The organism is Rhodococcus sp. AG1013, assembly GCF_003350365.1.
Taxonomy (GTDB): domain Bacteria; phylum Actinomycetota; class Actinomycetes; order Mycobacteriales; family Mycobacteriaceae; genus Prescottella.
This window is the reverse complement of sequence record NZ_QQAT01000015.1, coordinates 114114-135922: the sequence shown is the minus strand read 5'-3', so window position 1 is coordinate 135922 and position 21809 is coordinate 114114. Positions and strand designations below refer to the sequence as shown.

Sequence of the window (21809 nt, the reverse complement as noted above, 5' to 3'; positions counted from 1 at the left end):
GATGAGCTTCCACATTACTGCGTATATGGGACTGGGGTTACACCGAGTCGATCTCTCATCTCGACTAGGCGCGCGTCCACTCCCGCAACGCGTCCGCCGAACGACGCACGCCGCCCAGTTGTTCGGCAACCCGCACCCCCGCGGTCCCGCCGCGCGCGCTACGCGACGCGATGGATCCGTGGACCGTGAGCACCTCGCGCACCGCCGGGGTGAGCGCCGGATCGACACCCGCAAGCTCGTCGTCGGTGAGCTCGTCGAGCCCCACGCCGCGCGCCTCCGCGACGCGGACGCATGCGCCCGCGGCCTCGTGCGCAACCCGGAACGGAACGCCCTGGCGGACCATCCATTCCGCGATGTCGGTGGCGAGCGTGAACCCTGCGGGAGCCAGCTCCGCCATCCGATCGGTGTGGAACTCGAGGGTGGAGACCAGACCGGTGATCGCGGGCAGCAGCAGCTCGAGCTGTGCGACCGAGTCGAAGACCGGCTCCTTGTCTTCCTGCAGATCGCGGTTGTACGCGAGCGGCTGTGCCTTGAGCGTGGCCAGCAGACCGGTCACGTTGCCGATCAGGCGTCCTGCCTTGCCACGCGTGAGCTCGGAGACGTCCGGGTTCTTCTTCTGCGGCATGATCGACGATCCCGTCGACCACGCGTCCGCGAGCGTGATGTAGCCGAATTCCGGCGTGCTCCAGATGATGACCTCTTCGGCCATCCGAGACAGGTCCACCGCGATCATCGCGAAGACGAACGCCGCCTCGGCCGCGAAGTCACGCGACGACGTCGCGTCGATCGAGTTCTCGGCGGCCGAGTCGAACTTCAGCTCGGCGGCGATCGCGTCGGGGTCGAGCCCCAGCGACGAGCCCGCCAGGGCGCCGGAACCGTACGGCGACACCGCGGCCCGCTTGTCGAAGTCCCGCAGACGCGCAACGTCGCGCAGCAGCGGATGCGTGTGCGCGAGCAGATGATGCGCCAGCAGCACGGGCTGCGCCGCCTGCAGGTGCGTCTTGCCCGGCATCACGGCATCGGGGTGCGCCGCGGCCTGGGTTGCGAGTGCGTCGACGACGTCGAGGACGCCGTCGGCGACCCGCCGGGCCGCGTCCCGCAACCACATCCGGAACAGGGTGGCCACCTGGTCGTTACGGGAACGGCCGGCCCGCAGCCGCCCACCGACCTCGGGCCCGACCCGCTCGATCAGGCCCCGCTCGAGTGCGCCGTGCACGTCCTCGTCGGACTCGGCCGGCCCGAACGCACCGGAGGCGACGTCGTCGCCGAGCCGGGTGAGGCCGTCGAGCATGGTCGCCAGGTCGGCCTCAGTCAGGAGACCGGCCTTGTGCAGCACCTTCGCGTGCGCCTGGGACGCCCGCACGTCGTACGGGGCCAGGACCCAGTCGAAGTGTGTCGACTTGCTCAGGGCCGCCATGGCGGCGGCCGGTCCCGACTGGAACCGGCCGCCCCACAGGGCGCCCTCGTTGGTGCCGTGGCTCTGAGCGCCTCCGGCGTCGTGGGCGGTCATCGACTAGAGACCCAGGTCGCGCTTCGCGGCGACCTTGGAGGACAGGCCGTGGATGTTGACGAAGCCCTTCGCGTACGACTGGTCGAACGAGTCGCCCTCGTCGTAGGTGGCCAGGTTGAAGTCGTACAGCGACTCCGGGCTGCGGCGGCCGTTGACGGTGATCGCGCCACCGTGCAGGAACAGGCGGATGTCGCCGGTGACCCGCTCCTGGGTCTTCGCGACGAAGGAATCCAGCGCGTCCTTGAGCGGCGAGAACCACAGGCCGTCGTAGACCAGCTCGCTCCAGCGCTGCTCCATCTGACGCTTGTAGCGGCCCAGCTCACGCTCGAGGGTGAGGTGCTCGAGCTCCTGGTGCGCGGTGATGAGCACCATCGCGCCCGGGGCCTCGTAGATCTCGCGGCTCTTGATGCCGACGAGACGGTCCTCGACGACGTCGAGGCGGCCGACGCCCTGCGCACCCGCGCGCTTGTTGAGCTCCTGGATGGCCTCGAGCACCGTGACCGGCTTGCCGTCGATCGCGACCGGCTTACCCGCCTCGAAGCTGATGATCAGCTCGTCGGGGCTGTTCCAGTTGAGCGTGGGGTCCTGCGTGTAGTCGTAGACGTCCTTGGTCGGCGCGTTCCACAGATCCTCGAGGAAGCCCGTCTCCACCGCGCGGCCCCACACGTTCTGGTCGATCGAGAACGGCGAACGCTTGGTGACGTTGATCGGGATGTTGTTCTCCTCGGCGAAGGCGATCGCCTTCTCGCGGGTCCACGCGTAGTCGCGGACCGGTGCGATGACCTCGAGGTCGGGCGCGAGGGCGCCGAAGCCGACCTCGAAGCGGACCTGGTCGTTGCCCTTGCCGGTGCACCCGTGCGACACGACGGTGCCGCCGTGCGCGCGAGCAGCCTCGACGATGTGCTTGACGATCAGCGGACGGCTGATGGCCGAGACCAGCGGGTAGCGGTCCATGTAGAGAGCGTTGGCCTGGATGGTCGGCAGGCAGTACTCGTCCGCGAACTCGTCGCGCGCATCCACCACGACCGACTCGACGGCACCGCAGTCGAGGGCACGCTGACGCACGACCTCCATGTCCTCGCCGCCCTGGCCGAGATCGATGGCGACGGCAACGACCTCCTTGCCGGTCTCCTTGCCGATCCAGCTGATGGCCACGGAGGTGTCCAGCCCGCCCGAGTAGGCGAGTACGACGCGATCAGCCATGGTGTGTGTGCTCCTTAGAAATCGAATTGTTCATGCAGAGTCTAGTGGTCAGGCCAGGCGCTCGATCGCCGCGGCAAGCTCCGCCCCGGTGAGCGGTTCGCGGGCCACGACGAGGATCGTGTCGTCGCCCGCGATGGTGCCGACGACGTCGGGCAGCGAGGCCCGGTCGAGCGCGCTGGCCAGGTAGTGCGCGGCCCCCGGCGGGGTCCGCAGGACGGCGAGGTTTCCGCTGGCATCGGTCGAGACCAGCAGTTCCCCCAGCAGTCGGGACAACCGGTCGGTACCCCCGGAGACACCCCGCACGGGCGAGCCGTCCTCCGGCACGACGTACACCCCGGCGCCACCGTCGGCGGCCCGCAGCTTCACCGCGCCGAGTTCCTCGAGATCGCGCGACAGGGTCGCGTTGGAGACCTCGATCCCCTCCGCGCCGAGCAGCGCCGCGAGTTCGGCCTGGCTGCGGATGTGCCGCTCTGCGACCAGCGCGGTGATCCGCGCCTGCCGGCCGGCGCGCGTGTGCGCGACGGCGGCGGCAGGCTGCGCCGGATGGGGCCCCGGGGCGGTGGTCACGGCCGGGCCCCGGACCGGTGTTCGAGCAGCCAGACGAGCAGTGCCTTCTGCGCATGCAGCCGGTTCTCGGCCTCGTCCCACGCAGCCGACTGCGGCCCGTCGAGGACCTCGTCGGTGATCTCCTCGCCGCGGTGTGCGGGCAGGCAGTGCAGCACGACGGCGTCCGGTGCCGCCTTCGCGAGCAGGTCGGCGTTGATCTGGAACGGCCGGAACGGTCCGATGCGGTCGAGACCGTCCTCCTCCTGACCCATCGACGTCCAGGTGTCCGTCACCAGCACGTCGGCGCCGGCCACCGCGGCCTGCGGATCGTCGGTGAGCGTGACCATTGCGCCGGTCTGCTCGGCCCGCACGCGGGCGGCCTCGACGACCGCCGGGTCGGGTGCGAACCCGAGCGGCGCGGCGATCGTCACGTGCACGCCTGCGGTGACGCCACCGAGCAGCAGTGAGTGCGCCATGTTGTTGGCGCCGTCGCCGAGGTACGTGAGCCGCAGACCCGCCAGTTCACCCTTGCGTTCGGCGATGGTCTGCAGGTCCGCGAGTACCTGGCACGGATGGAACTGATCCGACAGCGCGTTGACGATCGGAACCGTCGCACCCTCGGCCATCTGCTCGAGCCGCTCCTGGCCGAACGTGCGCCACACGACGGCGTCGACGAACCGAGACAGCACGCGTCCGGTGTCCTGCAGCGTCTCGTCGCGGCCGAGCTGGGTCTTGCTGCCGTCGACGACGACCGCGTGCCCGCCGAGCTGCGCGATGCCCATCTCGAACGAGAAACGGGTGCGGGTCGAGTTCTTGTCGAAGATGACACCGACGCCGCGCGGGCCCTCGAGCGGCCGTCGCGAGAACGGATTCGCCTTGAGCTCACGGGCGAGCGACAGCACCTCGGCCTGCTCGGCCGGGGTCAGGTCGTCGTCCCTCAAGAAGTGTCGAATCGTCATGTACTACTTGCCTCCTGCCGGTTCCGCCGCAGCCGCATCGAGAATTCCCGGCAGCGCCGCGACGAATCCTTCCGCTTGCTCCTCGGTGAGGATCAACGGGGGTGCCAACCGGAGCACGCCCGGCTGCGCCGCGTTCACGAGGTACCCGGCGTCGCGGGCCGCGGTCTCGACCGCGGGGGCCACGTCGTCGGTGAGAACGACGCCCAGCAGCAGCCCGGATCCGCGCACGTGATCGACGAGCGGGTGCCCGAGTCCCTCGATGCCGGTGGAGAGCACCTTGCCGATGTTGTCGGCATGCGACAGCAGGTCTTCGGACGCGATCGTCCGCAACACGGCGAGCGCGGCCGACGCGCACACCGGGTTGCCGCCGAACGTGGTGCCGTGCTTGCCCGGACCGAAGAGTTCGGCCGCCGCGCCGGTCGCGATGCACGCACCGATCGGCATGCCACCGCCGAGACCCTTGGCGAGCGTCATGACATCGGGCACGATGCCCGCGGCCTGGTGCGCGTAGAACCAGCCGGTCCGGCCGATGCCGGTCTGCACCTCGTCGAGGATCAGCAGTGCGCCGCGCTCGGCGGTGATCTTCCGGGCACCCGCGAGGTAGCCCTCCGGCGGGACCACGACGCCGCCCTCACCCATGATCGGCTCGAGGAACACCGCCGCGGTGTCCTCGTCGACCGCCCGGTCGAGCGCCTCGAGGTCGCCGTAGGGCACGTGCTCGACGCCGGGGGGCATCGGCTCGAACGGCGCCCGCTTGTCGGGCTGGCCGGTGAGCGCGAGGGCACCCATCGTCCGGCCGTGGAACGCCTTCTCGGCGGCGATGATCTTGCGACGTCCGGTCGCCCGGGCCAGCTTGAAGGCGGCCTCGTTGGCCTCGGTTCCCGAGTTGCACAGGAACACCCGCCCCGTCACGGTGCCGGCGGTCTCGCCCGCACCCAGGTGCTCGAGCAGGTGCTCGGCCAGCGCGACGGCCGGCTCGCTGGCGTACAGGTTCGACACGTGTCCGAGAGTGGACAGCTGGGTCGTGACGGCCTCGACGATCGCCGGATGCGCGTGGCCGAGGATGTTGACGGCGATGCCGGCGAGCAGATCCAGGTACTGCTTCCCGTCGGCGTCGGTCACGACCGCGCCCTCACCGCGGACCAGCGCCACCCGCGGCACGCCGTAGGTGTTCATCAGCGCGCCGGACCAGCGCTGCTGCAGATCCGTTGTGGCAGTCATTTCCGTCCTTCCGGGGTAACAGAGTTGGGTGCGGGAGCGGGGGTCACCATGGTGCCGATGCCCTCGCCGGTGAAGAGTTCGAGCAGAACCGAGTGCGCGACGCGGCCGTCGATGACGTGCGCGGTGGGCACGCCACCCTCGACGGCGCGCAGGCAGGCCTCCATCTTGGGGACCATGCCGGAGTCGAGGCTCGGCAGCAGCTGACGCAGTGCGGCCGTGTCGATCTCGGAGGCGAGCGAGCTGCGGTCGGGCCAATCGGTGTAGAGCCCCTCGACGTCGGTGAGGACGACCAGCTTCTCGGCGCCGATCGCCTCGGCGATGGCCGCGGCCGCGGTGTCGGCGTTGATGTTGTGCACCACGCCGTCCTCGTCGGGCGCGATCGTGGAGACCACGGGGATGCGCCCGGCGGCGATGAGGTCGAGCACCGCGTCGGGGTTGACCGTGGTGACGTCGCCGACGAGGCCGATGTCGGTGGCCTCGCCGTCGACCTGCACGGTGCGCCGGGTCGCGGTCAGCAGCCGCGCGTCCTCGCCGGAGATGCCGACGGCGAATGGGCCGTGCGCGTTGATCAGGCCGACCAACTCGCGGCCGACCTGACCGAACAGCACCATCCGCACGACGTCCATGACCTCGGGGGTGGTGACCCGGAAACCGCCCCGGAACTCACCCTCCATGCCGAGCCGCTTGAGCATCGCGTTGATCTGAGGGCCGCCGCCGTGCACCACGACCGGGTGGATCCCGATGGTCCGCAGGAACGCCATGTCCGCGGCGAATGCGCTCTTGAGCTCGTCGTCGATCATGGCGTTGCCGCCGTACTTGATCACGACGATCTTGTCGTGGAAGCGCTGCAGCCACGGCAGCGCCTCGGCCAGGACGAACGCCTTCTGGCTCGACGTGAGGTTCTCGATGCTGGCGGCGGTGCCACTGTCGGTGTCGGTACTCATGACGAGTACGCCGAATTCTCTTCGACGTACGCGTGCGACAGGTCGGTGGTGCGGATGGTGACGCTGTGCTCGCCGACGCCCAGTTCGATGTTCAGGTCGATGTCCGTGCCGGACAGGTCCACCTCGCGGGCGCCGGGGGCGCCGACACCGTCGATGCACACGGGATTGCCGTTGAACGACACCGAGATCCGGTCCGGGTCGAGCGTGATCGGCGCGATGCCGACCGCGGCCAGGACACGACCCCAGTTGGGGTCGGAGCCGAACAGTGCGGTCTTGACGAGGCTGTCGCGGGCCACGGTGCGCGCAGCGACGAGGGCCTCCTGCTCGGAGGCGGCGCCGCTGACGGTGACCCGCACCCGCTTGGTGACGCCCTCTGCGTCGGCCATCATCTGGTCGGCGAGGCTGTCGCAGACCGCGAGCACGGCGGCGTTGAGCTCGTCCTGCGACGGGGCGACCGAGCTGGCGCCCGACGAGAGCAGCAGCACGGTGTCGTTGGTGGAGGTCGCGCCGTCGACGTCGAGTCGGTCGAACGACATCCGCGTCGCGAACCGCAGCGCCTCGTCGAGCTGCTCGGCGGTCGCGACGGCGTCGGTGGTGATGACCGACAGCATCGTCGCGAGCGACGGCGCGAGCATGCCGGCCCCCTTGGCCATGCCGCCGACGTTCCACTTGTCGGCGTGGTGCAGTGCCGCCTGCTTGGGGACGGTGTCGGTGGTCATGATGGCGTGCGCGGCGTCGGTGCCGCCGGAGATACCGCCGGCCAGTTCGTGCACGATCTCGGTGACGCCCGAGAGGATCTTGTCCATCGGCAGCCGGTCACCGATCAGACCGGTGGAGCACACTGCGACCTCGATCGCGCCGGTCTCGGTGCCCCAGTCGCTGAGCGATGCGGCCACGTGCTCGGCGGTCTTGTGGGCGTCCTGGAACCCGGGGGCTCCGGTGCACGCGTTGGCGCCGCCGGAGTTGAGGACCACGGCCCGCAGCCGGCCGGTGGTGAGGACCTGCTGCGACCACAGCACGGGCGCGGCCTTGACCTTGTTGGCGGTGAATACGCCCGCGGCAGCCAGCTCGGGTCCCTCGTTGAAGACCAGTGCGAGGTCGGAGCGACCGCTGACCTTGATCCCGGCCTTGATGCCGGCTGCGCGGAAGCCCGCCGGCGCGGTGACGCCCTGCGTGCGGATCAGCCGGCCCCCGGCGATCTCGATGGCGTCGGCGAAGTCGGATTCGGTTGTCACGGAGCAACTCCCACGGTCGAGAGACCATCGGTCTCGGGCAGGCCCAGGGCCAGGTTCATGGATTGGACGGCACCGCCGGCGGTGCCCTTGGTGAGGTTGTCGATCGCCGCGATGACGACGAGGACTCCGGCGTCCGCGTCTACGGTGACCGCGATCTGCACGGCGTTGGAGCCGACGACGGCCCCGGTCTGCGGCAGCTGCCCCTCGGGGAGCACGTGGACGAACGGCTCGTCCCGGTACGCCTTCTCGTAGACGGCACGGATCTCGTCGACGGAGGACGTGGTGGGCGCGGTGCAGGTAGCGAGGATGCCACGCGGCATCGGCGCGAGGACCGGCGTGAAGGAGACGGTGACGTCCGCGCCGGCGGCCGCCGACAGGTTCTGCTTGATCTCCGGGGTGTGCCGGTGCGCGCCGCCGACGCCGTACGCCCGGACCGAGCCCATGACCTCGGAGCCGAGGAGGTCGGCCTTGGGCGCCTTGCCCGCGCCGGAGGTTCCGCTGACCGCGACGATGTTGACCCGCGGCTCGACGACACCGGCTGCGACGGCCGGGGCGAGCGCGAGCGACGACGCGGTCGGGTAGCAGCCGGGCACCGCGATGCGGGTGGCACCGACGAGCTTGTCCCGGCCGCCCGGCAGCTCGGGCAGCCCGTACGGCCAAGTGCCGGCATGCGGGCTGCCGTAGTACTTCTCCCACGCCTCGGCGTCGGTGAGCCGGAAGTCGGCACCGCAGTCGATGATCACGGTCGACTCGGGGAGCTGCCGCGCGATCTCGGCCGAGTTGCCGTGCGGCAAGCCGAGGAAGACGACATCGTGACCGGACAGGGTCTCGATGTCGGTCGGCCCCAGGACGCGATCCGCGAGCGGCAGCAGGTGCGGGTGGTGCGACCCGAGGGTCGTGCCCGCGTTGCTGCCCGCGGTCAGCGCACCGATCACGAGCGAACCGTCGCGATAGGCAGGATGACCGAGCAGCAGGCGCAGGATCTCGCCACCCGCGTACCCGCTCGCGCCCGCAATCGCGACCTTGATCGGAGACCGGTTACCGGTCTCCGAAGCTCCAGCGTCTCCAGATGTACCCATACGGATGATTATGCACCATCATGCAAACTCATTCATAGTGGGTTTTCGACACACGAATCACTGGGGAAACACGGCGTCGCGCAGCACGTGCTTGGTCAGCTTGCCCGACGGGTTCCGCGGCAACGTATCGACGAGCACCAGCTCCCGCGGCATCTTGTAGCGGGCGAGCTTGTCCGACAGGTACGCGCGCAGATCCTCGAGTTCCAGTGTCCTCCCCTCGACCGGCACGACGACGGCGACCACCGTCTCGCCCCACTCCGGGTGCGGCCGGCCGATCACCGCGACGTCGAGGATGTCGTCGTGCGGCCGGATCGCCTCCTCCACCTCCTGCGAGTAGACGTTCTCACCGCCGGTGATGACGACGTCCTTGAGTCGGTCGACGATGAACAGGTACCCGTCGGCGTCGATCCGCGCGACGTCGCCGCTGCGGTACCAGCGCCCGTCGAACACGTCCTCGGTCGCGGCGTCGTTGTCGAGGTAGCCGCGCATCCGGGTGTCGGCGCTGAGCCAGATCTCACCGGTCTCCCCCGGCCCGGCGTCCGTGCCGTCGGCGCGGACCACCCGCAGGTCCACGCCGGGCATCCCGCCACGGCCGATCGACCCCGCCTTCTCGATCTGCTCGTGCGGGTAGAGCGCGGTGCCGACCGGCCCCATCTCGCTCATCCCGTACACCTGATAGAAGTCCTCCGAGCCGTAGACGCGGGCGAGGAGCTGCGCGGTCTCGGCACCGATCGGCGCGCCGCCGTAGAGCCAGCGCCGGACCGAACTCAGGTCGTACGACGAAAGATCGAGACCCTGAGCCTTCGCGATCTGCACCGGGGCGAGGTAGGCGATGGGCGCGCCGAAGAACGCGGTGATCCGCTCGCGTTGCACGGTCTCGAGGAACTGGATCGGGTGGTATTCGCGCAGCAGCACCACGGTTCCGCCGAGGAACAGCGTCGTCAGCATCCAGTTGTTCAGCGGCGATGCGTGCCAGATCGGCATGGCGAGCAGGAAGCGGTCGTCGCGCTCGAGGCCGACAGTCGCGACGATCAGCGGCGGCACCGAGGCAATCGACCGGTGGGTGTGGACGCACCCCTTGGGCGCGCTGGTTGTACCGGAGGTGTACAGGATCTGCGCGACGGCGTCCTCACTACCCTCGCCCCCATCGACACCCTCCCATTCAGGTGCCGCATCGACAGCGGCATCGAAGTCGTCCGCCGCATCCCCGCCGGCACCACCGTGCGTTGCCATCTCCGTCAGCAACCACCGGGTCTGCGGCGCTCCACCGCGGGCCGCGTCGACGAGGTCCGCCGAGACGACGCCGACGCGCGCACCGCTGTGGCCGATCGTGTACTCGACCTCGGGTGCGGTGAGCTTGTGGTTGACGGGGACCAACACACCACCGGCGCGCCAGACACCGAATGCGGCAATCACGAAGCCCGGCGAGTTGTACGTCATGACCGCGACCCGATCGCCGGGCCGGACGCCCTCGCGGCGGAACACCTCGGCCGCCCGCCGGGACGCGGATTCGAGTTCCCGGTAGGTGATGCGGCGCGATCCGTAAACGAGCGCTTCCTTCTCGGGGAACTTTCTGCGGACACTCTCGAGCAGCACGTTCAGATGCACCGGGTTCTCCTCAACTCTTCGACGGGTAGCGACCGGACGTGCGTCCGGCGCGACCGTTGCCCGTCACGCAAATCCGTTCTACAGTCACCAGAAAGAATTGAATCACGATTCATAGCTTGGCGGAAGGGTCTAGGAAATGACGACAACACAGGACTCCACGAACACTGCGCCCGGTGGACATCGCACGCACGAGGTGTTCAACCAGGCACCACCGCGGATCGACGTCAACGAGTTCACCGCCAACAAGGCACTCGTCGAGGGCATCGCACGCTACGACGCCGGCTGGTCCGCGGAGCACCTGTCGGAGGTGGGCGCACTCGTCGGCACCGCCGAGTTCCAGCACGCCGCCGAGCTCGCCAACACCGAGATTCCGCGTCTGCACTCGCACGACCGCTGGGGCCACCGCATCGACGAGGTCGAGTACCACCCCGCGTACCACCGGGTGATCTCGGCGGCCGTCGAGCACGGTGCGCACACCGCCGCATGGGCGGAGCCGCGCGCCGGGGCGAACGTCGCCCGCGCCGCCACGTTCATGCTCTTCGCGCAGGTCGAGCCCGGACACGCGTGCCCGATCTCGATGACGCACTCGGCGGTGCCGTCGCTGATGCTCGAACCGGAACTCGCCCAGCGCTGGCTGCCCCGCCTGTACTCGCGCGGCTACGACGGCGCCCTCGCGGCGCCCGGCGACAAGCCCGGCGTGCTGTTCGGCATGGCGATGACCGAGAAGCAGGGCGGCTCCGATGTCCGCGCCAACACGACGACCGCACAGCCCCTCGCCGATCGCACCTACCTGCTCACCGGACACAAGTGGTTCTGTTCCGCACCGATGTCCGACGCGTTCCTTGTCCTCGCCAACGCACCCGAGGGGCTGTCGTGCTTCCTGGTGCCGCGAGTCCTCGAGGACGGCACCCGCAACGTGTTCCGCATCCAACGGCTCAAGGACAAGCTCGGCAACAAGTCGAACGCATCGTCGGAGATCGAACTCGACAACACGATCGGTCACCTCGTCGGCGAACCCGGCCGCGGCGTGCGCACGATCATCGAGATGGTCTCCCGCACCCGGCTCGACTGCGTGTACGGGTCGACCGCGGGCATGCGGCAATCGGTGGCCGAGGCGCTGTGGCACGTCCGGCACCGGTCCGCGTTCGGTGCGACGCTCGTCGATCAGCCGGCGATGACGGCGGTGGCCGCCGATCTGGCACTCGAGTCCGAGGCCGCGACGGCGACCGCGCTGCGCCTGGCCCGCGCCCACGACGACGATGCATCCGAGTCGGAGAAGGCATTCCGCCGGCTGGCGACCGCGGTCAGCAAGTACTGGATCTGCAAGCGGGGACCGCACCACGCGTACGAGTCCCTCGAGTGCTTGGGTGGTAACGGTTACACCGAGGCGTTCCCCCTGGCGCGCCGGTTCCGGGAGCAGCCGGTGATGGCGGTGTGGGAGGGATCGGGCAACGTCATCGCGCTCGACGTGCTGCGCGCGATGACCCGCGAACCGGAGTCGGTGCAGGCCTTCGACGCCGAACTGAACCTCGCACGCGGCGCCTCGTCGGTGTTCGATGCGCACCTCGATCGAGTCCGCGCGATGCTCGCCGAACTCGCGACCCTCGACCCCGCCACCGCCCAGTTCCGGGCACGCCCGGTCGCGGCGGCCATGGCTCTCGGTCTCCAGGGTTCGCTGCTGCTGCGCGAGGCCCCCACCGCCGTCGCGGAGGCCTTCATCACCGCCCGCCTAGGCGCCGATCGCGATCTCGAGTACGGAACCCTCCCCGCGGGAACCGATTTCGCGGCGATCCTCGAGCGCCACTGACCCCGCCCACCCCGGTCACGCCCCGCAGCCCCAGCCCGGAATCGCCGCGGATGGGGCGGCGGCACCGGTGAGCCAGACGTCGAACGCACTCGAGAGCCACCGGTCGAGTCGTGAAGCGCCTGGTTCGACGAGGTTTCCCGCCGCTCAACGGCCCCGGCGCACCCAACGACGAGCAACTCGGCGCAGACACGAGCCTCGAGGGACGTCTCACCGACTACAGCATCGGAAGGGCAATCATCTACGCCTGCTTCGGCTGGTCACAGTCCGAGCGCGCCACGCAGATGTTCCGCGACCTCGCCGCCGAGCACAAGGTCGCAGTCGCACTGGTCAGCCACGACTCACCGGTCCCGATCATCCGTCCGCAGTAGCTCGTTCACGGCGCACCGAACCGGGCGGTCCAGCACGCCGGCAACCCTCATTCACGTTCGCACCCGGGTCGCCGCCGATGGGGAAGCCGGACCCGCGGGCTCCTTCGGGACGACCAGTAGATCGCGCTACGCCTCGATCGGGGCGTACCAGTCGGCGTTCTCGAGCAGCACCCGCGTGCCCAGGTCCCGATTCCATTCCGGCTCGATGCCGTGCCGCCGCAGGACGGGGAACACCACGTCTTCGAGCAGGCGCGTCACCTCGGCCGCGTAGAGGTCTTCCTTCGCGTCTTCGCTGAGCGTGTCGTAGGCGGCCTCATCGAAGTTCTCGGGCGGAAACGCGCCGTAACCGATGTAGGTCTCCCCGGCCTCGACGAGACGGTCGGTGTCCTGCTGGTGGAAGTACACGTAACCCGTCCAGTGGCGGCTGTCGTCGCGCTCGCCCCAGATCTCGCCGGACGCGCAGCTGCCGCAGCAGGAGAAGTCCGCGCGGGCGACCACACCGTTTGCATTGAGCTCCTCGAACGCGGCGATCGTGCGGGAGGTGTACGCGCCGATCTCCGTCTGCTGGCGCAGCCGGGCGGTGCGGAGCGCGGCGAACGCCGCCCCGAGCTGCTCCTCGGTGAGGTCGTAGTCGTCGCCGTAGAAGTCGATGAAATCGTCAGCGTCACCTCGGCCGGAGATCAGCTGATCCCAGATCTGCCGGGTCACCTCGGCACGGCCGTCCTCGTCGAGGGGCAGGTCGGGAAGGACGGCGTAGGGCGGGATCGCGTTCGGATTCGACAACGCGCTCACAGCGCCACCTCCATACAACGAGCGGAACCGGGCGAATCACCAGGCAGCGACGATGGTAGCTCCGTCGACCGACAGATCGGTACGCAGGCCGCGACACGCGCCGACTGAGCTGACCGCCACCGACGCGATCCAGTTGACGCCAGGCGCAACGACATCGAGGTCGACGATCGGCTTCGCGGCGTCGGCCGCCCGTCGACCACGACCCGGCCTTCGGCTACTCGTTCTTCATGGACCGGCGGATCTCGTCGAGCCGGTCGTGGGCGGCCTTCTCCCGCGCCTGCCACTGCTCGTCGAGGTCGCGGCCGACCTGGCTGTCCCGCTCGAGGTCCTCCGAGCCCAGCGCGGTCCCGAAGCGGTCCTCGATCCTGTCGCGGACACGATCGAACGTCGGGACGCCGCCGTCCGTGTAATCGGGCGACGGAGTCGCGGCGGTGCCCATCGTCATCGGGGGCGGAACCTCCGGTGGAGCGGTGGGCCGGGACGGGTCCGGCGGGATGTCGGGCGTGTAGCCGCCGCCCGCGGAGAGCGCGGCGGCGGCCGCGTGCACCGGTGCCAGTCCGGGGCGAGCCGTCGTCGCCGCGAGCACGACGGCCAGCAACTGGACGTCGTCGAGGCCACGCAGGTGCGCGAGTGTCTCGTCCATATCGACCATGAGGGGCTCCTCCCGATAGCACTTTCCAGGCTACCGAGAGGAGCCCCTCGTCGGTCGATCTCCGATATCAGCCGCGGAGCACGGCTCCCACCGAATCCGCAGCGGCAGCGACGGCTGCGTCACGTGCCGCGCTGGCCTCGTCCTCGGTAAGCGTGCGATCGGCGCCACGGAAGCGCAGCGCGAACGCCAGCGACTTGCGGCCCTCGCCCACCTGCTCGCCCTCGAACACGTCGAACAGGCGAATGTCCTCGAGCAGCTCGCCGCCACCCGAGCGGAGCGCGGCCTCGACGTCCGCGGCCGGCACCGACTTGTCGACGACCACCGCGACGTCCTGCAGGACGGCCGGGAACGGCGACACCCGCGGCGACGGCAGCACCTCGGCGATCGGCAGGGCGTCGAGATCGACCTCGACCGCGCACGTCCGCGCCGGGAGACCTGCACGCTCGAGCACCGCCGGATGCAGCTCACCGGCATGGCCGACGACGGCGCCGTCGAACAGCACCTCGGCGCAGCGACCCGGATGCCACGGCAGGTATTGCGCGGCACGCAGTTCCACCGTGACGCCGGCGGCGTCGGCGATCGTGCGGACCGCGGCGAACGCGTCCGACGCGTCGGCGGCGCGACCTGTGCCCCAGGGACCGGACGGCTCCCGCTGACCCGCCAGGACGACGGCCACATGCAGCGGCTGCGCCGGCAGCGACTTCAGCAGTTCGGCGATCTGCTCGTCGGTGGGACGACGGTCCACCGGGAGCGCCTCGACCGGCTTGGTGTCCGGACCCGGCTCGACGACCTGCGCGATGCCGTACAGCGCCAGGTCGCGCTGGCCGCGAGAGGTGTTGCGCGCCAAGACCTCCAGCATGCCGGGCAGCAGCGTGGTGGCCAGTTCGGGGCGATCCGACTCGAGCGGGTTGAGCACCTTGGAGGTGTTGCGACGCGGGTCGTCGGCGTCGAGTCCCCATGTGTCGAACACCGCGTGCGGCAGGAACACCGGCGGCAGGATCTCCACGTACCCGGACGCCGCCAGGGTGCGTCCGACGGCGCGGCGACGACGCTGCTGCGGGGTCAGTCCCCGGCCCGCGGGTGCCTGCGGCAGCACCGACGGAATCTGCTCGAGACCCTCGAGGCGCAGCACCTCCTCCACCAGGTCGGCGGGCTGTGCCACGTCGGGACGCCACGACGGCGGGGTCACGACCAACTGGCCGTGTCCGGTCTCGCTGACGCCGACCTCCACGGTGCAGCCGATCTGCGTCAGACGACGTGCGGCGGTGCCGTTCGGGTAGGTCACGCCCGCGACGCGGTCCGGCAGATCGATGTCCATGCGGATCTGACCCGCCGGGGTCACGCCGCCGACATCGCTGAGGACGGGCTCGATGGTGCCGCCCGCGATCTCCACGAGGAGCGCGGCCGCGCGATCGAGTGCCGGCAGTGCCACCTCTGGGTCGACGATCCGCTCGTAGCGCTTGCTGGCCTCGCTCGTCAGCTTGTGACGGCGCGCGGTCTTGAACACCGCCAGCGGATCCCACGTCGCCGACTCCAGCAGGATGTCGGTGGTGCCGTCGTGGACCTCGGTGCTCGCACCACCCATGACACCGGCGAGCGAGATCGCGCCGGAGTTGTCGGCGATGACGACGTCCTCGGCGTCGAGGGTGCGCTCCACACCGTCGAGGGTGGTCAGCTTCTCCCCCGCTTCGGCACGGCGGACGACGAGACCGCCGTCGACCTTCGTGGCATCGAACGCGTGCAGCGGCTGGCCGAGCTCGAGCAGGACGTAGTTGGTGACGTCGACGGCCGGGGAGATCGGACGCACGCCCGACAGCAGCAGTCGCCGTTGCAGCCACCACGGGCTGACGGCCTTGGGGTCGATGCCGGTGATCCGGCGCGCCGTGAACCGGGTGGCCTTCGACTCGGGCTGCAGCTCGATCGGCCACGCCTCGCCGCCCTCGGCGGGCAGCGCAGGGACGACGGCCGGGTCGGCGAACTCGAGGTCGAACCCGCACGCGAGCTCACGGGTCAGACCGCGGACCGAGAAGCAGTAGCCGCGGTCCGGGGTGATGTTGAGCTCGATGATCGTGTCGTCGAGACCGAGCAGCTCGTTGGCGTCGGTACCCGGCTCGGCGGTGCCCGGCTCGAGGACCAGGATCCCCGAGTGGTCCTTACCGATGCCCAGCTCGGACGCCGAGCACATCATGCCGTTGGACACCTGGCCGTACGTCTTACGAGACGCGATCGCGAAGCCACCGGGCAGCACGGCGCCGGGCAGGGCCGCGACGACCAGGTCGCCCTCGGCGAAGTTGCGTGCACCGCAGACGATCTCCTGCGGCGCGTCGGCACCGACGTCGACCTTGCAGAAGCGGATCGGCTTCTTGAACTCGGTGAGTTCGGTGATCTCCAGGACACGACCCACCACCAGCGGACCGGATACCGGCTCGAGGGTGTCGACCTCCTCGACTTCGAGACCGACGCGGACGAACCCGGCGTCCAGTTCCTCGGCGCTCACCTGCCACTCGGGGGTCGCCCGCTGCAGGATCTCGGTCAGCCACGATTGCGCTACTCGCACGTCTTCTCAGCTCTCTCGCTCGTGAAGTCTGTGTTCTCTGGGCATTCCGCATGCTCCACGCCGCTCATGTCCTCTGGGCATTCCGCAGGCCCCACGCCTCATGCCTGCACACCGAAGGGCAGCGTGAATCGCACGTCGCCCTCGACGATGTCCCGCATGTCCGGGATGCCGTTGCGGAACTGCAGGGTCCGCTCGAGACCCATACCGAACGCGAAACCGGAGTACTCGTCAGGGTCGATCCCGCACGCGCGCAGCACGTTCGGGTTCACCATGCCGCAGCCGCCCCACTCGACCCAGCCGGCGCCGCCCTTCTTGTTCGGGAACCACACGTCGACCTCCGCGGAGGGCTCGGTGAACGGGAAGTAGTTGGGGCGCATACGCGTCCGAGTCTCCGGGCCGAACAGCGCGCGGGCGAACGCGTCCAGCGTGCCGCGCAGGTTCGCCATCGTCAGGCCCTTGTCCACGGCGAGACCCTCGACCTGCGAGAACACCGGGGTGTGGGTGGCGTCGAGTTCGTCGGTGCGGAACGTGCGGCCCGGGCAGACGACGTAGATCGGCACGTCGCGCTGGAGCATCGTGCGCACCTGCACCGGCGAGGTGTGCGTACGGAGCACCTGGCGCGAGTTCGGCGGAGCGATGTGGAAAGTGTCCTGCATCGTGCGCGCCGGATGATCGGGCAGGAAGTTCAGCGCGTCGAAGTTGAAGTGCTCGGTCTCGACCTCGGGACCCTCGGCGACCTCCCAGCCCATCGCGACGAACACGTCGGCGATCTGGTCCGAGATGATGGTAATCGGGTGCCGCGCACCCGCCGGACGACGATCCGACGGCAGGGTGACGTCGATGGCCTCCGCGACCAGCACGGCGGCATCGCGCTCGGCGAGCAACACCTCACGGCGCGCATCGAAGGCCGTGGTGACCCGGGTACGCGCGACGTTGACGCGCTTGCCGGCGTCCGCCCGCTCGTTGCCGGGCAGCGCGCCCAGACCACGCTTCGCGAGCGCGATCGGCGCCTTGTCACCGAGGTGTTCGATCTTCGCCTTGGCGAGCGCATCGAGGTCCGCGGCGGCCGCGAAGGCCTCCTCTGCCGCGAGCGCCGCGGCGGCGAGCGCCTCCTCGGTGAGCGCGTTCGCATCGACAGTCGGCGGGGCTACGCCCTCATTCTTGGCCACGACCGGTGCAACTCCTTGTCTATCGATGGATATAGCGCGCGCGAGCACAACACTCGAATCCTAGGCGATTGCCCCAGGACGATTCGAACGAGTTCGAAGACCGGTCACGAGTCCCGATGCTGGACGCGCGCGCTGGCGTACAGGCAGATGGAGGCGGCCGTCGCGAGGTTGAGGCTCTCGGCGCGCCCGCGAATGGGGATCCGCACACGGTGATCGGCCCGCGCCGCGACCGCGGGATCGAGTCCGTGCGCCTCGTTGCCGAACAACCAGGCCGTGGGACGGGCCAGCAGGTCGTCGGCCTCGTCGAGGTCGACCTCACCGTCGGCGGCGGTCGCGAGGATCTGGATGCCGGCGCCCGACAGCGTGTCCAGCACCACGTCGGTGTTCCGCTCGCGCACGATCGGCAGGTGGAACAGACTCCCGGCGGAGGAGCGCACACACTTGCCGTTGTGCGGGTCGACGCTGTCGCCGGCGAGGATCGCCGCGTCGGCGCCCACCGCGTCGGCCACCCGGATGACGGTGCCCGCGTTGCCGGGTTCACCGATCGCCACCGGCACCGCCAGCAGGCGTGTCGTGGAGGCCAGCGCGGCGTCCAGCGGCACGTCCAGCAGATCGCAGACCGCGACGACACCCGGCGGGGTGACGGTGTCGCTCAGGGCACGGATCGCACGATCGGTGACGAGCGAGCTGCGGACGCCCGCGACGCGCGCCTTCTCGATCAGATCGGGGTATCGCGCGGCCGCGTTCTCGGTGTAGAAGAGCTCGTGCACCGGCACGGACGCGAGCGCCTCGGTGACCGCGTTCTCACCCTCGGCGAGGAACCGGCCCGCCTTCCTGCGCTCTGCGCCGCGCAGGAGCTTGACAGCAGAAACGACCCGTGGAGTCCGTTCGGTGAACGGATCCACGGGTCGATCCCGGAACTGCTGACTCAGGCCGCTTCTCCGGCCGGAGCGTTGACGTCTGCCGGCAGAGCAGCCTTCGCGACCGCGACCAGGCCGGTGAACGCCTCGGCGTCGGAGACGGCGAGCTCGGCGAGGATCTTGCGGTCGACCTCGACACCCGCAGCCTTCAGGCCCTGGATGAAGCGGTTGTAGGTGATGTCGTTGGCGCGAGCCGCAGCGTTGATACGCGCGATCCACAGCTTCCGGAAGTCGCCCTTGCGCGCGCGACGGTCACGGTAGGCGTAGGTCATCGAGTGGAGCTGCTGCTCCTTGGCCTTGCGGTACAGGCGCGAACGCTGTCCGCGGTAGCCGCTCGAGGCCTCGAGAATCGAACGACGCTTCTTCTGGGCGTTGACTGCCCTCTTTACGCGTGCCACTGCAAAATCCTGTCAATCTTCGGGGCGCTGGTGCTGCCCCGTGTGGTCAGTAGGGGAAGAGCTCAGATGCCGAGCAGGCGCTTGATGCGAGGAGCATCGCTGTCGGCGACGACGGCCTTGCCATCGAGGCGACGGGTCACGCGGGAGCTCTTGTGCTCGAGCAGGTGGCGACGTCCGGCCTTCTGGCGCAGGATCTTTCCGCTACCGGACACCTTGAATCGCTTCGCGGTGCCGCTATGGGTCTTCGACTTGGGCATGGAGTCCTCAGTTCTTGTGTTCTCTGTACTTCGGTCTTGCGTGAAGTGGTCTGGCTAGCTGCTCGGCGCGGGAGCAGCGCCACCGTCACCGGTCGCCGGCTTCGGCGGAACGGCCTGGGCGCCTTCCTGTGCCTTCGCGCGCGTCTTCGCACCCTTGTGCGGGGCCAGCACCATCGTCATGTTTCGACCGTCCTGCTTCGCGGAGGTCTCCACGAAACCGAGGTCGGCGACGTCGGCGCCGAGACGCTGCAGCAGACGGAACCCGAGCTCGGGTCGAGACTGCTCGCGACCACGGAACATGATCGTGACCTTGACCTTGGATCCGGCCTCGAGGAAGCGAATGACGTTCCGCTTCTTGGTCTCGTAATCGTGATCGTCGATCTTCGGGCGGAGCTTCTGCTCCTTGATGACGGTCTGCTGCTGGTTCTTGCGCGATTCGCGCGCCTTCTGCGCCGTCTCGTACTTGAACTTGCCGTAGTCCATGATCTTGCAGACCGGCGGACGGGCATCGGGAGCCACCTCGACGAGGTCGAGGTCTGCCTCGAGGGCGACGCGGAGCGCATCTTCAACACGCACGATCCCAACCTGTTCACCGCCGGGTCCGATGAGGCGAACCTCGGGAACGCGGATGCGATCGTTGATGCGGGTCTCAGTGCTGATGGGGCCTCCTAGGTTGAGCGGTGCAGTCCGGTGACCGCGCCGCAGCCCGTGCGCCCTCTACCCCAACAAGAAAGCCCCGCGTCAGCGACAGAGTCGCCGTGCGGGGCCCGATGTCGACCGGTCACACACCAGCCCCGAGATTTCGGGCCTGCCGTCCCTTCGTGAGATCGAAGGAGCCGCTCGGGAACCGATCTGAACGATCAGCACTGATCCGTGCGGCGACCGGACCACTGAACTGCACCTGACGGCGCCGCGCAGAGGTGGGAGTCGGACTCCACTTTGCTGCCCTGGCCAAGGCCGAGGGCGGTCGTGACGAACAGCGTAGCACCCATCGAGACGCCGATCGAATCGCGCCCGCCCGCGTCACCCTGTCGCGGCGGCCCCCGCACGCGGATGGAATCCTCTTCACCATGACGCAGAACCCCGATCCGGCCGATTCCGTCCAGCACGCCGAGGACGATCTCGACGACGTTCGCGAACTCGCCGAGGTTCCCGCGATCGAGGTGATCAGCCGCGCCGCCGTGATGCTGATGAGCTCGGCCGCCGAGAAGCTCGGCCTGTCGGACGCCGACCCGGACAACAGCCCCCACCTCGACCTCGACGAAGCACGCCGCGTGATCACCGCACTCGCCGGACTGGTCACCGCCTCGGTCGAGTACCTCGGCCCGCACGCCGGCCCGATCCGCGAGGGCCTGCAGGCCCTCCAGCGCGCCTTCCGCGAGGCGTCGGCGCACCCCGACGAGCCCGGCAAGGGCCCGGGCGAGAAGTACACCGGACCGGTCTACTGAGCACCCGCCGGCCCCCGGCCGGCACCGACACCCGGTCGCCGACACGGCACGCGCCCTAACCTGCACACATGGCCGCAACGAACAAGACCCAGGCAACCGACGCGAGCGTCGCAGAGTTCCTCGACAAGGTCGCGGATCCGACCCGGCGGGCCGACGCACTCGAGCTGCGGTCTCTGATGGAGTCGGCGACCGGGGCGCCGGCGACGATGTGGGGCACGAGCATCGTGGGCTTCGGCACGCGGTCCTACCGGTATGCGAGCGGCCGGTCGGGCCGGACGCCCCTGATCGGCTTCTCCCCCCGCGCCTCTGCGCTGACTCTGTACCTGACCCTCGACTTCGACGCCGAGGCCGCCGCTCTGGCAGGCCTGGGTCCTCACAAGCTGGGCAAGGGCTGCCTGTACGTGACCCGCCTCGATCGAGTCGACAAAGCGACCCTGGTCAACCTGATCGCAGGTTCGGTGACTGCAGGTCGCGAACTCGACGAGAACTGAAAGCCCGTCGCCGGGCGGCGCTTTCATACGTGCGGCCCGCGCGAACTGGTCAAACGCTCAATTCCAGCGGGCCGCCGAACCGATTCGGTGCAACGCGAAGAATCGGTCAGCGGACATCACACCCGTAACGCCCGTCACATTGGTAGCGTCCACCTCGTGTGATCAAGATCATGATCATGATCACGCACCTCCCCCACCGGGCCCTCGAGCCTCGAGGGCAGAACCGAAGGAGCTACCCATGGGATCCATCTCCACCATCCTCGGCGGCCTGATGAACGCCATCACCAACGGAGACATCGACATCGCCGCTCTTCTGAGCGGCCTGCTCAGCGGATCCGCGGAACAGCAGCAGGGCGGCGGCCAGTAGGGTCCCGACTCCACGGCGGCGGGGTAGCTCGGACCCCGCCGCCGTTTCCGGTTTCGCCGCCGGACGATCCCCACAGGCTCCCGCGCCGGCGTCGACCATTCCGGCCCGACCGCAAAATCTGGACATATGTCCGATTTACCCTCCTTCCAGCGGAGATGGTCGGGCAAATACGGCGGCCTGCTCGGTGCACTCAGCGGCGGGCAGTTCGACATCGCTGCACTGCTGGACTCCCTGGCCGGCGGATCGGGCCAGCAGCAGCCCGCTTGATTGAGCGTCGG

General features: G+C 69.4%; 23 protein-coding genes. 6 read left to right on the top strand and 17 right to left on the bottom strand.

Translation table 11 applies throughout. The features are described from left to right. Positions 1-64: 64 nt before the first annotated feature. The 9 genes from argH to DEU38_RS18535 are packed head-to-tail and all read right to left on the bottom strand — an operon-like array spanning position 65 to position 10305. The gene (argH, locus tag DEU38_RS18575; RefSeq protein ID WP_114722868.1) at positions 65-1510 is read right to left on the bottom strand and encodes an argininosuccinate lyase; all 1446 of its coding nucleotides are present in this window, start codon (positions 1508-1510) and stop codon (positions 65-67) included. A 3-nt stretch (positions 1511-1513) separates the two neighbouring features. Then, positions 1514-2713, bottom strand: coding sequence for an argininosuccinate synthase (locus DEU38_RS18570; RefSeq protein WP_114722867.1), 1200 nt, complete (start codon positions 2711-2713; stop codon positions 1514-1516). A 48-nt stretch (positions 2714-2761) separates the two neighbouring features. Next, positions 2762-3280: an arginine repressor gene (locus DEU38_RS18565; protein ID WP_114722866.1), complete on the bottom strand. Its 519-nt coding sequence runs from the start codon at positions 3278-3280 to the stop codon at positions 2762-2764. Further along, on the bottom strand, positions 3277-4218 hold the full coding sequence (gene argF, locus DEU38_RS18560; protein WP_114722865.1) for an ornithine carbamoyltransferase: 942 nt from the start codon (positions 4216-4218) through the stop codon (positions 3277-3279). The genes DEU38_RS18565 and argF overlap by 4 nt, the downstream gene beginning before the upstream one ends. A gap of 3 nt (positions 4219-4221) precedes the next feature. Beyond that, a complete protein-coding gene (locus tag DEU38_RS18555; protein WP_114722864.1) occupies positions 4222-5439 on the bottom strand; it encodes an acetylornithine transaminase in 1218 nt (405 codons plus the stop codon). Next, positions 5436-6383: an acetylglutamate kinase gene (gene argB, locus DEU38_RS18550; RefSeq protein WP_114722863.1), complete on the bottom strand. Its 948-nt coding sequence runs from the start codon at positions 6381-6383 to the stop codon at positions 5436-5438. The genes DEU38_RS18555 and argB overlap by 4 nt, the downstream gene beginning before the upstream one ends. Beyond that, positions 6380-7618 carry a bifunctional glutamate N-acetyltransferase/amino-acid acetyltransferase ArgJ gene (gene argJ / locus DEU38_RS18545; RefSeq protein ID WP_114722862.1) on the bottom strand — a complete coding sequence of 413 codons (1239 nt, stop codon included), beginning with the start codon at positions 7616-7618 and terminating at the stop codon, positions 6380-6382. Before argJ ends, argB begins: the two co-directional genes overlap by 4 nt. Further along, positions 7615-8697: an N-acetyl-gamma-glutamyl-phosphate reductase gene (argC, locus tag DEU38_RS18540; RefSeq protein ID WP_114722861.1), complete on the bottom strand. Its 1083-nt coding sequence runs from the start codon at positions 8695-8697 to the stop codon at positions 7615-7617. The genes argJ and argC overlap by 4 nt, the downstream gene beginning before the upstream one ends. Positions 8698-8754: 57 nt before the next feature. Further along, complete coding sequence (locus tag DEU38_RS18535; RefSeq protein WP_114722860.1) at positions 8755-10305, bottom strand: class I adenylate-forming enzyme family protein; 1551 nt, start codon at positions 10303-10305, stop codon at positions 8755-8757. 136 nt (positions 10306-10441) lie between these two features. On the opposite strand from DEU38_RS18535, the gene DEU38_RS18530 reads away from it, so the two are divergent. After that, positions 10442-12112, top strand: a complete 1671-nt coding sequence (locus DEU38_RS18530; protein WP_114722859.1) for an acyl-CoA dehydrogenase family protein — start codon at positions 10442-10444, stop codon at positions 12110-12112. Between the two features lie 110 nt (positions 12113-12222). Then, the gene (locus DEU38_RS18525; protein WP_114722858.1) at positions 12223-12480 is read left to right on the top strand and encodes a hypothetical protein; all 258 of its coding nucleotides are present in this window, start codon (positions 12223-12225) and stop codon (positions 12478-12480) included. Between the two features lie 126 nt (positions 12481-12606). Here DEU38_RS18525 and DEU38_RS18520 read toward each other — a convergent pair whose 3' ends face one another. From DEU38_RS18520 to infC, 8 genes are all read right to left on the bottom strand, one after another. Further along, complete coding sequence (locus DEU38_RS18520; protein WP_114722857.1) at positions 12607-13272, bottom strand: DUF6891 domain-containing protein; 666 nt, start codon at positions 13270-13272, stop codon at positions 12607-12609. Between the two features lie 214 nt (positions 13273-13486). Next, a complete protein-coding gene (locus tag DEU38_RS18515) occupies positions 13487-13924 on the bottom strand; it encodes a PspA/IM30 family protein (protein WP_114722856.1) in 438 nt (145 codons plus the stop codon). A 67-nt stretch (positions 13925-13991) separates the two neighbouring features. After that, a complete protein-coding gene (gene pheT, locus DEU38_RS18510; RefSeq protein WP_114722855.1) occupies positions 13992-16481 on the bottom strand; it encodes a phenylalanine--tRNA ligase subunit beta in 2490 nt (829 codons plus the stop codon). Between the two features lie 98 nt (positions 16482-16579). After that, the gene (pheS, locus tag DEU38_RS18505; protein WP_114722854.1) at positions 16580-17650 is read right to left on the bottom strand and encodes a phenylalanine--tRNA ligase subunit alpha; all 1071 of its coding nucleotides are present in this window, start codon (positions 17648-17650) and stop codon (positions 16580-16582) included. A 104-nt stretch (positions 17651-17754) separates the two neighbouring features. Next, on the bottom strand, positions 17755-18555 hold the full coding sequence (locus DEU38_RS18500) for an RNA methyltransferase (protein ID WP_114722853.1): 801 nt from the start codon (positions 18553-18555) through the stop codon (positions 17755-17757). A gap of 23 nt (positions 18556-18578) precedes the next feature. Continuing rightward, the gene (rplT, locus tag DEU38_RS18495) at positions 18579-18968 is read right to left on the bottom strand and encodes a 50S ribosomal protein L20 (protein ID WP_114722852.1); all 390 of its coding nucleotides are present in this window, start codon (positions 18966-18968) and stop codon (positions 18579-18581) included. Between the two features lie 62 nt (positions 18969-19030). Further along, a complete protein-coding gene (rpmI, locus tag DEU38_RS18490) occupies positions 19031-19225 on the bottom strand; it encodes a 50S ribosomal protein L35 (RefSeq protein ID WP_114722851.1) in 195 nt (64 codons plus the stop codon). A gap of 54 nt (positions 19226-19279) precedes the next feature. Continuing rightward, positions 19280-19930, bottom strand: coding sequence for a translation initiation factor IF-3 (gene infC, locus DEU38_RS18485; protein ID WP_174914743.1), 651 nt, complete (start codon positions 19928-19930; stop codon positions 19280-19282). 365 nt (positions 19931-20295) lie between these two features. Here infC and DEU38_RS18480 point away from each other — a divergent pair, with 365 nt between their 5' ends. The 4 genes from DEU38_RS18480 (at position 20296) to DEU38_RS28560 (ending at position 21798) form a co-directional block, all read left to right on the top strand. Further along, positions 20296-20673: a DUF1844 domain-containing protein gene (locus tag DEU38_RS18480; protein WP_114722886.1), complete on the top strand. Its 378-nt coding sequence runs from the start codon at positions 20296-20298 to the stop codon at positions 20671-20673. Between the two features lie 68 nt (positions 20674-20741). Further along, entirely contained in the window at positions 20742-21164 is a 423-nt protein-coding gene (locus DEU38_RS18475; RefSeq protein WP_114722849.1) for a DUF1801 domain-containing protein, read from the top strand. Positions 21165-21402: 238 nt separating this feature from the next. Next, positions 21403-21531 carry a hypothetical protein gene (locus DEU38_RS29300; protein WP_258557993.1) on the top strand — a complete coding sequence of 43 codons (129 nt, stop codon included), beginning with the start codon at positions 21403-21405 and terminating at the stop codon, positions 21529-21531. Positions 21532-21657: 126 nt separating this feature from the next. Further along, positions 21658-21798, top strand: coding sequence for a hypothetical protein (locus tag DEU38_RS28560; RefSeq protein ID WP_181818838.1), 141 nt, complete (start codon positions 21658-21660; stop codon positions 21796-21798). Positions 21799-21809: the final 11 nt, after the last annotated feature.